At 38.6% G+C, this 15,926-nt stretch carries 12 protein-coding genes and 1 pseudogene; 4 read left to right on the top strand and 9 right to left on the bottom strand.

Annotated elements, in window-relative coordinates:
* Positions 1-135: 135 nt before the first annotated feature.
* A complete protein-coding gene (gene rpsP, locus V4519_01745) occupies positions 136-459 on the bottom strand; it encodes a 30S ribosomal protein S16 (protein MES2436707.1) in 324 nt (107 codons plus the stop codon).
* A 379-nt stretch (positions 460-838) separates the two neighbouring features.
* Here rpsP and rnr point away from each other — a divergent pair, with 379 nt between their 5' ends.
* Both rnr and V4519_01735 read left to right on the top strand, forming a co-directional pair.
* Positions 839-2,800: a ribonuclease R gene (gene rnr / locus V4519_01740; GenBank protein ID MES2436706.1), complete on the top strand. Its 1,962-nt coding sequence runs from the start codon at positions 839-841 to the stop codon at positions 2,798-2,800.
* Between the two features lie 18 nt (positions 2,801-2,818).
* Positions 2,819-3,208: a low affinity iron permease family protein gene (locus tag V4519_01735; protein MES2436705.1), complete on the top strand. Its 390-nt coding sequence runs from the start codon at positions 2,819-2,821 to the stop codon at positions 3,206-3,208.
* A gap of 27 nt (positions 3,209-3,235) precedes the next feature.
* On the opposite strand, the gene V4519_01730 is transcribed toward V4519_01735, so the two are convergent.
* The 7 genes and pseudogenes from V4519_01730 to V4519_01700 form a co-directional block, all read right to left on the bottom strand.
* Positions 3,236-5,488 carry an AAA family ATPase gene (locus V4519_01730; GenBank protein ID MES2436704.1) on the bottom strand — a complete coding sequence of 751 codons (2,253 nt, stop codon included), beginning with the start codon at positions 5,486-5,488 and terminating at the stop codon, positions 3,236-3,238.
* 31 nt (positions 5,489-5,519) lie between these two features.
* Positions 5,520-6,212 carry a ribonuclease III gene (gene rnc / locus V4519_01725; GenBank protein MES2436703.1) on the bottom strand — a complete coding sequence of 231 codons (693 nt, stop codon included), beginning with the start codon at positions 6,210-6,212 and terminating at the stop codon, positions 5,520-5,522.
* Positions 6,212-7,108 (bottom strand): transcription antitermination factor NusB, encoded by an 897-nt coding sequence (nusB, locus tag V4519_01720; GenBank protein MES2436702.1) that lies wholly within the window; start codon positions 7,106-7,108, stop codon positions 6,212-6,214. Before nusB ends, rnc begins: the two co-directional genes overlap by 1 nt.
* 98 nt (positions 7,109-7,206) lie before the next feature.
* Positions 7,207-7,380: pseudogene (rpmF, locus tag V4519_01715) on the bottom strand (50S ribosomal protein L32).
* A gap of 47 nt (positions 7,381-7,427) precedes the next feature.
* Complete coding sequence (locus V4519_01710) at positions 7,428-8,045, bottom strand: ribonuclease HII (GenBank protein MES2436701.1); 618 nt, start codon at positions 8,043-8,045, stop codon at positions 7,428-7,430.
* Positions 8,046-8,049: 4 nt separating this feature from the next.
* Complete coding sequence (locus V4519_01705; GenBank protein MES2436700.1) at positions 8,050-8,568, bottom strand: type II secretion system protein; 519 nt, start codon at positions 8,566-8,568, stop codon at positions 8,050-8,052.
* Positions 8,569-8,886, bottom strand: coding sequence for a hypothetical protein (locus tag V4519_01700; protein ID MES2436699.1), 318 nt, complete (start codon positions 8,884-8,886; stop codon positions 8,569-8,571).
* 75 nt (positions 8,887-8,961) lie between these two features.
* Here V4519_01700 and dnaE point away from each other — a divergent pair, with 75 nt between their 5' ends.
* Positions 8,962-12,216: a DNA polymerase III subunit alpha gene (gene dnaE / locus V4519_01695; protein MES2436698.1), complete on the top strand. Its 3,255-nt coding sequence runs from the start codon at positions 8,962-8,964 to the stop codon at positions 12,214-12,216.
* 56 nt (positions 12,217-12,272) lie between these two features.
* On the opposite strand, the gene V4519_01690 is transcribed toward dnaE, so the two are convergent.
* Entirely contained in the window at positions 12,273-13,829 is a 1,557-nt protein-coding gene (locus tag V4519_01690) for a hypothetical protein (protein MES2436697.1), read from the bottom strand.
* 295 nt (positions 13,830-14,124) lie between these two features.
* Here V4519_01690 and thrS point away from each other — a divergent pair, with 295 nt between their 5' ends.
* Positions 14,125-15,873, top strand: coding sequence for a threonine--tRNA ligase (gene thrS / locus V4519_01685; protein ID MES2436696.1), 1,749 nt, complete (start codon positions 14,125-14,127; stop codon positions 15,871-15,873).
* Positions 15,874-15,926: the final 53 nt, after the last annotated feature.

The raw sequence follows: 15,926 nt of genomic DNA, 5'->3' as shown, positions 1-15,926 counted from the left end.
GTTTCTTGCAGTAGGTCGACGTTATATTACTGCTTTATTTAATTTTAGCAGGGGTAGATCTAGAGTCAATCAATAAAATACTAAACATGGGGACAAACAAAAACCGCCCTGAGTATTCTCGAAGGGCGATTTTGTTTATGCTGCTGGAGTTGCGGCTGGCGCTTCTGCTGCAGGTTCTTCTTTCTTTTCTACTGTTTTCTTTGGAAGTACGTTGATTTTCTTTCCTTCGATAATCTTCTTTGAAACGAGCATATTATGCATCGTGTCTGAAAGCTGGGCACCCTTTGAAAGGTGGTGCTTAATGCGGTCAGCATCAAGCTGGGTCTTCTCTTTATGACGTGGGTCATGTGAGCCAAGGATCTCAAGCATTCGGCCGCTCTTTGTGCTATTTCGAGAGTCGGTCAAAACGACACGGAATGTCGGTTCGTGCTTGCGTCCTACTCGTTGTAGTCGAATCATTAACATGAGCGCTATAGTAGCAGATCTAGATAAATTGGTCAAATAAAAAAGCCTTCCCCTACTCAGATTTGAGGGGAGGCTGTGTCGGCCCCATGTAGAGGCAGAATAGGTACAGCAGGTTGGCAGCAACGCCCAGACCTGCAAGAATGAGGAACCCAGCTGCTGGCACAACACAGGCAAGTGCCACCAAGGCCGTATTAAGTAGAGCTGGAACCGGCCAGGAATCTCGGATCTGCCAGAGGTACGACTGTGGGTCGCGCGACCTCTGGAGAATCCTATTGATACGTGATCGCATAAGCACCTCCAGTCCACATTACAGCACAGATTGCTTAATTTTGCAATGTTGATAATTATTGGTATAGTTCGTCTATATACATATATGAAACACCACGGACTAATAAAAACAACGGGAAAAGGTATGGGTTTTGTGACAGTAGACGGTATGGAACAAGAAGTAGTTATTACTCCTGAATTTCTCAATCACGCTCTCAATGGTGATACTGTTGAAATCATTCTCACCGGTACCTATGTAGATACCAAACGTGCAAAGCTCCGCACAGGCACTGACTCTGAATTCAAAGCTCCTCAACAAGCAGGTCAGGTTGTAAAAATTATCGAACGACACAAAGATGAATATGTGGGTACTCTCCTCACCCAAGAAGGTAAATATCAGGTTGTGCCCGATGATCGACGAATGTATGTAAATATTGCTATTCCTGCAGATAAAATTAATGGTGCTACACCAAATCAAAAGGTTTTAGCGCAAATCACAGGTTGGGAAAATGGACAAACAAACCCTCAAGGTGAAATTGTGCAGGTTATTGGAGATAAAGGTACTCACGAGACTGAAATGCAATCTATTATTCTTGATCGAGGTATTGATACCAACTTTCCAGATGATGTTGATGCCGAAGCTCATGCTTTAGAAAAATCAGAAAAGCCTATAAAACCAGAAGAAATTGCACGCCGTAAAGATTTCAGAGGGACATTTACTACAACAATCGATCCATTTGACGCAAAAGATTTTGATGATGCCCTTTCTATTAAAGATCTAGGTGATGGAAAATTTGAGATTGGCGTACACATTGCCGATGTATCTCATTATGTTCGCCCAGGTACAGCTCTTGATCGTGAAGCAAAAAACCGAGGTACATCTGTCTATCTAGTAGATCGAACTATTCCTATGCTTCCAGAAGTACTTTCAAACGACCTTTGTAGTTTGAATCCTCATGAAGATAAATGTGCATTCTCAGCTGTATTTGTGATGGACATGGAAGGAAAAGTGCATGAGCGATGGTTTGGAAAGACAGTTATCAACTCCGACAAACGATTTAGTTATGAAGAGGCACAAGAATCTCTTAACACTCAGGGATTACATTTCAAAGAATTAAATACTTTAAATCAAATTGCGTATAAGCTTAGAGCTGAAAAATATAAAGCTGGAGCAATTGATTTTGAAACAGAAGAAGTAAAATTTAAGCTTGATAAAGATGGCAAGCCTATTGAAGTAGTAAAGAAACAAAGACTCGATACCCACAAGCTCGTAGAAGAATACATGCTTTTAGCAAACCGAGAAGTAGCTAAATTTATCTATGACAAACAAAAAGGCAATTTAGATACGGCATCTATTTATCGAATCCACGATCTTCCCGATCCAGATCGAATGGCAGATCTCTCATTATTCTTACAAGCAATGGGACATTCACTTCCACTAAAGCAAGGTAAGGTAAACTCTCAAGATATAAATAAACTTTTAAAGTCTATTGTAGGTACTCCAGAAGAATCTCTCATAAAGACTGCTACTATTCGTTCAATGGCAAAAGCTATTTATTCAACCAAAAATATTGGACACTTCGGTCTTGCATTTACCTACTATACTCACTTTACATCCCCTATCCGTCGTTATCCTGATCTTATAGTGCAGCGAATTCTGTACTACATTCTCAATCAAGATAAAAAGCATCTTAAGGATGAATGGAAGTCATATGAAAAGATTGCTAATCATTCTACAGAAAAAGAAATTGCAGCAGCAGAAGCTGAACGTGCATCTATTAAATACAAGCAAGTAGAATACATGAGTGCTCATATTGGTGAAGAATTTAATGGCAAAATTTCTGGCGTTACAGAATGGGGGCTTTATGTAGAAGAAGAAAATACAAAGTGTGAAGGTATGATTCCACTTCGAGAGTTAGGAAACGATTTTTTCACTTTAAATAGAAAGACCTATACGGTTATTGGTGAAAAAACTAAGAAAAAATTCAGACTCGGAGATGCTGTACGCTTCCGCGTGGTAAATGCTGATCTTGATGCTAAAACTCTTGATTACAAACTTGTAGCCTAATGCTATACTTAGCTCATCATGAATAATATTTTCAGAAAAATCGCTCACAAAACTGCATATATTATTGGAACACCCTGGGCATTTATGCTTTCAGTATTTGCATGTATTGTATGGGCAATTGCAGGTCCCTACTATAATTATTCAGATACATGGCAATTAGTAATTAATACAGGAACTACCGTACTCACATTCTTGATGCTCTTTCTTGTGCAAAACACTCAGAACCGAGATGCAAAAGCCCTTCAGCTCAAGCTTGATGAACTCCTTCGCGGATCAAAAGGTTCTCGAAATAGTTTCTTAGATATTGAGGAATTAAATGATGAGGAATTGCGAGCCCTTGAAGTTGAATTCCAGCAAATTCGCGAAAAGTATATGAAGCGAATTGAACACAGAAAAATTGATCTCTAAATAAAAACCCCCATTCGGGGGTTTTTATTACTTTGCTACTGCGACTGCTTCATCAAACTGAATAGATAAAAGTTTTGAAGAACCTTCACTGCTCATTGTTACTCCATACAAAATCCCTGCTCGAGACATTGTTTCTCGATTGTGAGTAATCAAGATTAGCTGAGAATACTGGGCAAGATTACTAATCATTTCTCCATATTTACGTGAGTTTGCTTCATCAAGTGCAGCATCCGTTTCATCAAGAATAATAAATGGTGGTGGATTCACTTGTGAAATTGCAAACAAAAGCGCAATAGATGTAAGCGCTCGTTCTCCTCCTGAAAGCATCATAAGGGCTTTAACTCGTTTCTGCGGTAGATTAACACTAATCTCAATTCCCTCTTCACCTTCTTCTTCAACAAACTCTTCATCACTTTCATCAGACATGAGTTCGGTTTCTGATTTCCGACGACGCTTTTGTTCTCGAATAACTTGAAGACTTGCAGTTCCGCCACCAAACATAAGAGCAAAAAACTCTTGAAACTGTTTATTAATTTTTTCTACTCCTGCCTTAAACTCTAAAGTTAATTTTTCTTCGAGATCTTTAATTAACACTCTCAAAGTTTCTGCTGATTTCTCTAGATCTTCTATCTCTTTTGCAAGAAACGCATCACGATCCTGTGTCTCCTGAAATTCTCGGAGAACATCTTCTCCTCCTGCAGCTCCCGAGTCTTCAAGTCGAATTTTAATTCGTTCTATATTTTTTCGCTTCTCATCACGTACTTCATGATAGTTTTGAACTAATTCTTCCAATTCATGTTGTTCAAAATCTAATACCACACGTCCCACAAGCACAGCTGCTTCCTGTAATTCTCGTTGAAAATCAGCATCAATAGTTTGTATTCGATCTTCTTCTGCTTGGATACTTCGTAAATGCGAATGCACTTCATTCTGTTCAGCCATGATCTTAAAGACCATTTTTTCAGCCTCTCTGTTGGTATCTTTCTCCCGCTCTATTTCTAATTGAAGCGCAGCATACTGAGTATTTAGTTGTGTTTCAGCATCTCGGATTCCAGAAAGTCGTCCTGAATACGTTTCTCGTTCTTCTTTGAGTTTACTAATTTCTTGTTCAGATTCTTGAATTGCACTTGTATCTGTATGAGTTCTATTCTTTGAAATAAATTCTGAAAGAAGTGATTTAATACCCCGCAAAATTTCTTTAAGTGCTCCTACATCTTCTTTGGCTTCAGCATCTTGAATTTGTTGGTACGCAGTTTGAGCTACAGACTCAACATCTTTCAAGAGAACAGTCTTTGTATCATTAGAGCTTGCGAGCTCCTGCTGTTTGCGCAAAATTCGCTCCTCAGAAGCTATCTGACCTTCAACTCGACCAATCTCTCGTGTAAGCGTATCTCGCTCACTACGAGTCTCCTGGAGCTTTGATTCAAGTGAAAGTAATTCATCACTTTTAATATCTTTATTGTCTGCTTCTGAAAGAATCTGACGTGCTCGGGCAAGCTCTTCTTCAAGCTGCTTTTTTCGTGCTTCAGGTCCCTGTTTTTCGGTACTCAAACGGGCAGTTTCATTTCTAATATACAAACTTTCACGCTTAAAATAGTCTTTGTACATTCCTTCTAGCTGTACTCGCATTTCCCTAGCTTTCTCAACCTTCTCAACCTGCTTTTCCAAGAACCTCAAATGAGGTGCAATTTCTTTGCGTAATGAATAGACCTGCTTTAAGTTTTCAACAGTTTTATCCAGCTTTCGTTCACTTTCCTCGCGCTTGAAGTGATACACCTTGAGACCGAGCGCTTCTTCGATCATTTCACGACGTTCTTTCAAATTAGCATTCAGAATTCTATCAGCTTCTCCTTGAGAAATAATATGGTGTCCTGATGCTCCAATATGAGCACCAGCTAAAAGCTCGTGAATATCTTTAAGACGCACTCCACTACCATTTATAAAATATTCGTTTGCAGAATCACGATGAACAACACGTTCAAGTGTTACTTCATCAAAATCAATATTTAAAACTCTATCTTTGTTATCAAAAGTGACTTTTACTGATGCTCGGTTTTGTCGAGTCGCAGACTTGCCACCATTATAAATAAGATCTTCACCTCGTTTTCCTCGAAGTGACTTAATAGATTGTTCTCCCAAAACAAATCTGAATGCTTCAGCAACATTTGATTTTCCAGATCCATTGGGACCGACAATTGCCGTAATCGGACAATTAAATTCAAGCGTTACCTTTTTAGCAAAAGATTTAAATCCTGCAATTTCAAGAGATTTGAGATTCATGTAGTATAAATATACCACAACTACTGCTCACTTATATCCACTTTTTTTCGAGAAGTCCTTTTCGAGCAGCGCTTTGTTCAGCTTCTTGTTTTGATGCTCCTTCCCCCGTTGCAGCTAATTCATTGTTGAGATATACGCCAACAGTAAAATTCTTATCATGATCAGGTCCTGCTTCTTTTACTGTACGATATGAAGGAGTAACACCAAGCTTTTCTTGTGCCATCTCTTGAAATTTTGACTTTGCATCCATCCATAAGCCATTATCTACTATGTCATCAATAAGTGGGAAAATAGTTTTAGCTATAAAATCACGAGTATTTTCATATCCTTGATCTAAATATATAGCACCTAAAAGTGCCTCGTACGTATTTGCCAAAATGTAGGTTCGAGCACGGCCAGTATCTTTTGCTTCGCCATGTGAAAGTAATAAATACTCATTCACTCCAAGCTTTCCAGCTGCGTTTGCAAGTGTTGTTGAGTTTACCAAAGCAGATCGAAATGATGTTAATTCTCCTTCAGGTCTTCCTGGATATTTATGATACAACTGATCTGTAATTACCAATTCTAATACAGCATCACCTAAAAATTCCAAGCGCTCATTGTGCTCGATTTTAAGATTTCTATTTTCGTTTAAATACGATCGATGAGTAAACGCCTGTCGTAATAAATTTTTGTCTTTGAACGTAATACCGGCTTGTTGTTCAAACTTTGAAAAATCAACCATTATTTCTGAGATAGAATGCTATTAATTGCTTTTGTAACTATTGGGAGAATATCGTTGTAGAAGTTGAGTTCAAGAATATCTTTAAGCTTAAACCATTTTCCATCATCAAGACCTCCTTTTTGTTCTAGTTTAATATCGGTAAATCCAGATTCAGTGAGATAGTACGTTACATGCTTTTTCTTCTTTCCAGTTTCTGGATTGAAAGCCACATAGGTATTTTCATCAAGTTTTTCTACGATTTTAATATCAAGTCCCAATTCATCCTTCACATTTCGGATAGTTCCTTGTTCTAGATCTTCTCCAGGCTGAAGTTTTCCTTTTGTAAGTGTCCAGTGACCAAAAATATCGTGAATGAGGGCAAGATACACATCTTCACCATCACGAGCAAATACAACTGCACCAGAAAGCTCTTCTATAGGTAAATCCTTATCAGGAATATCCTTAGTCTTTCGCTTTGAGGTTTCATTTTTGCCAGGTTCTCCAATTTCTTTGTACACCGCACCAAGCACTCCGTTTACGAATCTACTTGATGTATCACTTCCATAATTTTTTGCGAGTTCAATAGCCTCGTTGATAGCTACTTTGGCAGGAACTTCTTTTCGATCTGAAAACAACAGTTCATATAAACCAACTCGAAGAATATTTCGATCGATAGCTGAAATCTTATCAATTGGCCAGTCTGGAGCTGCTTTTTCAATAATCTGATCGAGTTCCGGTTGTTTACCGAGCACTCCTCGTAGCAATTTATCCATAAAGGCAAAATCGCTCATTCCAGGAGCGAATTCTTCTGCGTTGCGCTTGAAAACATCAAGCGCCTCGTCTTGGCTCTTGTGACCGAAGTCCCATTCATATAAGGACTGGAGAACGATCGATCTTGAAAGATGCCTATTTGCCATATTTTAAACGAGGATTATTTCTTTTCCTCTGACTTCTCAGACGTACCACCAGCCTCACTATTTCGTTGCTTTAGTTTAGCCTGTTTCTTAACGAGTGCTTTTTCAACATCAACTATCACACTGCCCTTATATTTTCCACAATTAAGGCACATTCGGTGATTCATCTTTGGAGCTCCACAACTTTCACACTGTGAAAACTGTCGGGCCTTTAAAGCGTGGTGAGATCGTCTGTTAGCGGTATGAGCCCGCGTATGTCGCATGTGATTTACCATAACTCCGATACTATACCGTATAATCAAAAAAAGTGCAATATAGCTCTCTATTTCACAATATTTTTTAGAAAGCTCAGCCTATGCAGCGAACTAGGGCCATATTTCACAATAAGCTCTCTATGTACCTTTGTACCATATCCCTTGTGAATTTCGAGCTTGTAGGGCTTATAAAGTGCATTTTTACCTTGTCGAATCATATACGTATCACGACTAACTTTTGCTGCAATTGAAGCCAACCCAATAATCCACTCTTTTTCATCCCCTTTAATAATAGTTTTTTGAGAAATAAATTCCTGAGGTGCTTTTAATGATCCATCTAATTTTACAAAACTTCGAGTATGATCAGCTTTAACTTTTCTTAAGCACATTTTCATTCCAAAACGTATAGCATGAGCAATTCCCTTCTCATCTATATGCTGAACAGGAACTAATGCAACATGAAAATCCAAAATTCCCTGTTTCTTAAAAGCTTTTATTTTTTCAAACCATTCTTCTCTTTTTGCCGGAGAAAGCTTTTTTGAATCTCTTCCTTTAATATCTTTTACTAATTTCTTAAGAGTAGCTTCATGACCTTTATGTACTTTCACAACACCAATAGCAACAGGACCAGCAAGTGGTCCCCGTCCTGCTTCATCTATACCTAGTGTAAACAGTATATTTTTCATGACCCTACCAACTTACAGCACCAGGAGTCCAATACCCAAATGCCCAACAGCCATTGTTCCCTCCTCGGGTTGGATCTCGTAGTGGAAGATTGCGTCTTGTTTCACCCATACAATTTTCTGGATTGTGAGCTATCAATTTGTAATCAACAGTATTAGAACTATAGATATACTGAGCGTCACAGTTAATATGATTGCGTGGATCACGAGGTAACTTGTAGATATACCTTGGGACTAACTGAGAAATCCACCCATTAGCATTACTATCTGTTGATGCGTATCCCCAACAAGAATAAATACCATTCCAACCGCTTGAGGGTGGATATGATTGATGTTCATCATAATAGAGTTCTAGTGCAACATGAATTTGACCCAGATCTGCTAATCGCTGTGCTGATCGAGCATTAAAACGTGCTGTTGAAGTAGTCGTTAGAACAAATGAACTTAATAATCCGATAATAGCAAAAACAACGATGAGCTCTATTACAGTAAAACCTTTTTCTGAACGTAGATTAATTCTTTTCATTTATCTTGGTAAGGGTTGATTTATTTTTCGAAGTGATTCTTCCATGATTTTATTTTTCACATCACTTGAAACTGTTTTTTTTGGAATAAGAGGAATAATCAGTGTAATTAATGAAAAAAGCATACATGCAATAACGATACCAATAAGAATATAATGTGCAGCCTTAGTAGTTTTTACAAACCGAGACTTCATTAGCAGACGAGTCATATAAGGAGTTTGAATTTGATATCGTGCAAAAATATTTCGAGATCCATAAGGATCTATATCAATAGATTTTGCCTCATCAATAAATTCGATATCATCATCAATAGCGAGCATATATATTATTCTACCACGCGATAAACTGAGCGTCTTCTTTATTGCTATCCACATACACGTTATAATCATGTAGCAATGGCAGATCCAACACCTACCCCAAAGGAACCTGTACCTTACAAGTTCACGCATCTTCACGTTCATACTCACTACAGTTTATTGAATGCTCTCCCTCAAATTCCTGACCTCGTTAAAAAAGCAAAGAAACTGGGAATGCCTGCACTTGCAATTACCGACAACGGTAATATGTACGGCACCATTGAGTTCTACAAAGCTTGCAAAAAAAATGAAATCAAACCAATTATTGGTGTTGATTTTTATGTTGCCCTTCGAACTCGACATGACAAAACATCCGGTATCGATAACAAGCGATCACGATTGGTGCTTTTAGCCAAAAATCAAAATGGCTATAAGCAATTAATTGCATTGGTGACCGAATCACATTTATCGGGATTTTATTACAAACCACGATTAGATAAAGAATTAATTTCTCAGTATAAAGATGATGTAGTATGTATCGCTCCATCATTCTCTAGTGCTATTAGTTTGGCATTGAAGCAACATGATAAAGAAAAAGCATTAGAATGGCTTGAGTTTTACAAATCTGTCTATGGACAAGAAAACTTCTTCTTAGAAATCACACATCATCCTGAAATTTCAAATCATCAGGAACTTATGAAAGAGTTGCGAGATTTGGCAAAAGAAACAAACACTCAGATCATGGCAGCACATGATGTGTATTATCTTGATCCTGAAGATCGGGCAGCACGTAATACCCTCATGTCTATTCAATCTGGTGGAGACATGAGTGAACGAAGTTTTGACGATTCAGAAGAAGATTTTTCATTTATTTCACCTGACCAAGCAGACGAGTATTTTGCTAATATGCCTGAGGCTCTCGAAAATACAAAAAAAATTACTGAAATGTGTAATGTGGATATTCACATGAGCACATGGTACTTCCCTGATATTGAAGAAGTTCCTGGTAAAACTCATGATGACGTACTTCGAGATCTTGCCTATGAAGGAATTGAAAAACGAGGCATGGAACGATCTCCAGAACTTATTAAAAGATTGGACTACGAATTAGAAGTTATCAAAAACAAAGGATATGCAAAATATTTCCGAGTAGTATCTGACCTACTGCATTTTGCTCATGATAATAAAATTCTCACAACCATTCGAGGATCTGTTGCGGGATCTCTTGTAACCTATCTTACAAAGATTACAAACGTAGATCCTCTTAGCTACAAACTTCCGTTCGAACGATTCTTAAACCCCGAACGACCATCTGCTCCCGATATCGATATGGACTATGCCGATAACCGTCGTGACGAAGTTATTGCCTATGCACGTAGAAAGTATGGGGCTGAAAAAGTAGCTCAGATTGGAACGTTTGGAACGATGGCAGCCAAAGGTGCTGTGCGCGACGTTGCTCGAGCGATGGGCTATCCTGTGGCCACAGGAGATCGAATTTCAAAACTCATTCCAATGGGTTCTCAAGGTTTTGCTATGACTATTGATCGAGCACTTGAAGAAGAACCTGAACTTAAAAAGATTTATGATGCAGAGCCCGAAGTACGTGACATCATTGAAATGGCCAAAAAGATTGAAGGATGTGCACGTCACATTTCAGTTCACGCGGCCGGTGTGGTGATTGCTCCAGATGCACTTACAAATCATGTACCTATTCAGTTTGATCCTAAAGGAGAAGGAAAACTCATTACCCAGTACGACATGCACGGCGTGGGAGAAGACGGCGTGGGACTTTTGAAATTCGACTTTCTTGGAATTCGAAACCTTTCTATTCTTGCCGATGCTGTGATAAAAGTAAAAGAAATTGAAAATATAGATGTAGATATCGAAAATGTCCCTATTGCTGATGAGAAGACATTCCAAATGCTTGCTCGTGGAGAAACAGTGGGGCTTTTCCAATTAAACGGAACAGGTATGACGAAGTTCCTAAAAGAACTTAAGCCTTCAACAATTCACGACATCAATGCGATGGTGGCACTCTACCGACCAGGTCCTATGGAAATGATCCCAACCTACATTGAACGAAAACACAATCCTCAAAAAATAGAATTTTTGGATAAACGAATGAAAGAGTATTTGGATATGTCATTCGGACTGCTTGTGTACCAAGACGACGTGATGCTTACCGCTATTCACCTTGCCGGCTATTCATGGCTTGAAGCGGATAAACTCCGAAAAGCTATGGGTAAGAAAATTCCTGAAGTTATGCAAGCTGAAAAAGGAAAGCTCATGGATGGTCTTATTAAAAATGGACTTCCTGAAGCAAAAGCAGAAGAACTTTGGAAACTTATCGAACCATTTGCTGCCTACGGATTCAATAAAGCTCACGCAGCGTCATACGGACGAGTGGCCTATCAAACCTCATACATGAAGGCCAACTTCCCTGCTATTTATATGAGTGCCGTACTCACTGCCGAATCAGGAGACACCGAAAAAGTTGCCGAAATCATTACAGAATGTAAACGAATGCGTATTGCCGTACTTCCCCCTGATATCAATGAAAGTGATACGCATTTTACTGTAATAAAAAACCACTCTGAAATTACCAGTGCAAAAACTGGTAATAAGAAGATGATCGATGCTATACGATTTGGACTTACTACTATCAAAAACTTCGGTGAAGGTATTGGTGACATAATTATTGCAGAACGAAAACGTGGAGGTCCTTTTCCTACTCTTGTAGATTTTTTAAACAGAATTAAAGACCGAGCTCTAAACAGAAAGTCGCTTGAAGCACTCATTAAGTGTGGAGCTATGGATAAACTTGGAGAACGAGGTCATATGCTTGCAAATATTGATGATCTTTTGAAATACAATAAAGAATCAACTGCTACTCACGATCAAGATTCACTCTTTGGACTTATGGCAGATACGACAACTGTTCCATCACTCCGCATGAAAGATGCTCCAGCAGCTACAGGACCTGAAATGCTTGTCTGGGAAAAAGAATTGCTAGGATTGTATATTTCTGGCCACCCACTCGATCAGCATCAGGCAAAGATGACTCGAGTTGAAATGAATATTAAGAAAACAAAAGAAGTATTGAAAGACGGTATGATGGCTGTGGTCTATGGATTACTTGAAGAAGTAAAACCAATCAACACTAAGAAGGGTGATAAAATGGCATTCTTAAAGCTCTCTGATTATTCAAGCTCGATTGAAGCTGTTGCCTTCCCTCGAACACTAAAAGAATTTGAATCAATGTTGCAACAAGACAACTGTATTGCTATCAAAGGTAAATTCTCATTACGAAATGGGACACCTAGTATTCTTGTAGAAAAAGTAAAAGTTTTGTAATAAAAGAGCGCTTCATATGAAGCGCTCTTTTGTTTTCTTATTTTTGTATCACTTGTTTAGTATCTCTTAAACCCAAAGAAAGACCTTACTTTATTCTTGATATTAGACCATCCAAGCTTTGGTTGAGGTCCAAACTTTTCCACAATTTTTTGTTTGAAAGGTTGGATTGGAGTACTAGCTGGAAAAACCTTTTGTGCTTGTTTCTCTACTAAATGTTTGTAGTACATCGCAAATTTTTCACAATCAGCTCTGAACTGAGGAATCGCTTTTGGATTTTCGTTTGGATCAAATAGCGATATTCTGCTTGCTTGTTCATGAAGTGTGTCTTTTTCTTTTTCAGACAAACCATTTTTTTGAGATTTTGCTAAATCAATAATGACATTATACAAAATCTTTCGTCTTCCATAAGTAAGTTCTGGATCAGCGTTTAGAACTATATCTCTAAAATGAAGAATATAATCAGCACGTTTATTCATTACGCTAATTCTTTGTGGAACCTCTTTAATCATTTTCTCTCGATTCTTTGCGAGGATTGCGGCTTGTTCTGCTTTCGTAAGTTGTGGTCGTTGCTCTGGTACAACTCTATCTAATACTTTTCCAAGCTCCTCATTCTTTGGCTTTTGCTTTAAACTACTTCGAACTTTTTCAATGTGAGCTTGTCGTCTTGATTCCTCAACATTGATATATGCTCCAGCAACAGTCTGAGCTATTGGATCTACACTTGGATCCCCCTCAAAAGCCAGCTCACCTTTGTTTACAGGCTTTCCATCAACCCATGTCGCCTCCATAGGATTTGCATCTCCTTCAAATGCCAACTTCCCTTTTTTATTCGGCGCATATGTTGTGTCATTTGGATTAGCCTTACGACTTTCTGCGACACCTGGCTTATTCACTTTACTTGAACGTATACGGCCGTTTTCATCGAAATCTTTGTCATCGTAAGCTAGATTGGGTTCTCCTTTAGAAGTGAACTGAGGAATGTTTTTTCCTAAGGCTTCTGGCACAGGAGTAGTATCTTTCATTGTACTAGAAGTAGACCCATCAGGTTTTCTGGTAACTATCATTGGACCTGCAGAACGAGGTTCATCTCCTGGTTTTAATGATTTATTTTCTACAACAAAAGTAACTGATCCATCAGGATTGTAAATTGTTTCAGCATCTAATCCAGGAAACTTAGAATCACTATTTACCCCACCAACAGCAAAAGCAGGATCATTATTCAAAGTAGTATCAAGCGTTGGTGTACGTAATTGATCTTTAGCTTGGTCACCTCTTGGTAAAGGCTCCTGAGAATGATCCATGAGAAGACTACCTGTAGGTGCAGGAGGCAGCGGTAATCCATCATCCAGATCAGATCGTTCTGCCAAAGGACGTACAAGGTCCTCATCAAATGGTCCTCCAGCTAATATAGCTTCAGCTTCTTCTCTCGACTGAGCAGCTAATCTTTCACACGCCTCGGCATCAATAATTTTTCCTTCGTCTCGATCTTTAATACCAGCTTCGTCAAAATATCTCGCAACGTCCATTTTTAATTTAGCAGCTAATGCTCGCAGAGCTTGTTGTTCAGAGGATTCAACTTGTTTTATTCCAGATTGTTCAATACCTTTGCTCATAAATATTTAGTTACATGATTATAGAGATAGTATAGCAAAGCTCGCTTATATTGACATCCACAGGGAAACTCCATACTATAGAGAAGCTTTATAGAGATTGCTGGAGCTACCAACTCCAGTCTGAGCAATCAGAGTTAATCCTAATCTGTAAACAACCTTGAGTGCCTGGATTATTCTGGGAAACTAGGTGGAACCACGAGGCAATCAAATTACATTTGAATTCCCCGCCCTAGTAAATACGCAAACTTTTGTTTGTATATTTACTAGGGCGTTTTTATTTACTAATTATTATCATATGAATCCTGAAAAGAATCTAGAATACAAACGACATACTCTCGCCCACCTCATGGCAGCAGCGGTATTAGAATTTTGGCCAGATGCTAAAAACACTATTGGTCCTGCGGTGGACAATGGTTTCTATTACGACTTTGAATTTGCCGAACCTATAACTGAAAAAGATTTAGGCAAAGTTGAACAGAAAATGAAAGAGCTTGTTAAGGGATGGAAAGAATTTACTCACAAAGAGGTATCTCCTGAAGAAGCTCGTGAGCATTTCAAAGGTAATCCTTATAAACTAGAACTCATAGATGAAATCATAGCTAAAGGAGAAAAGATTACTCTGTACACTTCTGGAAATTTCACAGATCTTTGCCGAGGAGGCCATGTTGCTAATCCTAAAGAAGATATAGCTTCAGGATCATATAAATTGGAACGAGTTGCAGGTGCCTACTGGCGCGGAGATGAAAAGAATAAGATGCTTACACGTGTATACGGATTAGCATTTGATACAAAAGAAGAACTTGCAGCCTACATTGCACAGCGGGAAGAAGCATTAAAGCGAGATCACAAAAAGCTTGGTAAAGAAATGGGGCTCTTTGTATTTTCCCCACTGGTTGGACCAGGACTTCCTCTTTGGACGCCTAAAGGAAGTATGGTTAGAGATTTATTGGATAAATACATTTGGGAACTTCGAGTTGCTAAAGGATATGAAAAAGTAACTATTCCTCATATTACAAAGAAGGATTTATACGAAACATCTGGACACTGGCAAAAGTATTCTGAAGACCTCTTCAAGATTCAAACTCGTGAAGGAAAAACATATGTTGTTAAACCTATGAACTGTCCTCATCATACTCAGATCTTTGATTCTGCTCCACGAAGTTATCGAGAAATGCCGCAGCGATACGCAGAAACAACAATGGTGTATCGAGACGAGCAATCTGGAGAACTTTCAGGACTTTCACGAGTGCTTTCAATTACTCAAGATGACGCCCATGTATTCTGTAGAGAAAACCAAATTGAACAAGAAGTATTTTCCATCTGGGATATTGTAGATAAATTTTACGGAACATTTGGATTCTCAGATATTAAAGTACGATTCTCTCGGCATGACCCAGAAAAGTTTGAGAAGTATATGGGTACAAAAGAAACATGGGAAAAATCTGAAAGTGCCATGGTAAACCTTATGAAAGCTCGAGGTATTGAATGGATAGATGGAGTTGGTGAAGCTGCTTTCTACGGACCAAAGCTCGACTTCATTGCTAAAGATGCTATCGGACGAGTACTCCAAGTTGCTACAATTCAGCTCGATTTCCTTCAGCCAAAAAACTTTGGACTTACATTTACAAATGAAGAAGGGCTGAAAGAAGATGTGGTTATGATTCATGCAGCTATCATGGGTTCTATCGAACGATTCATGGCGACACTTATCGAACACACTGCGGGTAACTTTCCAACATGGCTTTCACCTACTCAAGTTAAAGTTATTCCTGTACGAGAAGAACACAATGACTATGCAGCAACTGTATCAGCAGCTCTAAAAAAAGCAGGTGTACGTGTAGAATTTGATGACAGCAAAGACGGCATGGGAAAGAAAGTGCGAGGTGCGAAGGTAGATAAGATCCCATATTGGGTTGTTATTGGTGATAACGAAATAGAAGCTAAAGTGGTAACTCTTGAACATCGAGAGCAAGGTCAGTTGGGACAAATGAGTGTTGAAGATCTTGTAGCAAAACTCACACAAGAAATTCAGGAAAAGAAATAATAAGCGGACACAGCGTTATCCACATAAAAAGAGCATTAATTAATAGTTAATGC

The organism is Patescibacteria group bacterium (assembly GCA_040387855.1).
Lineage (GTDB): Bacteria > Patescibacteriota > Minisyncoccia > Phycocordibacterales > JAKAEA01 > JAZKCY01.
The sequence above is the reverse complement of the archived record's forward strand: the minus strand, read 5'-3'. Positions and strand labels throughout refer to the sequence as shown.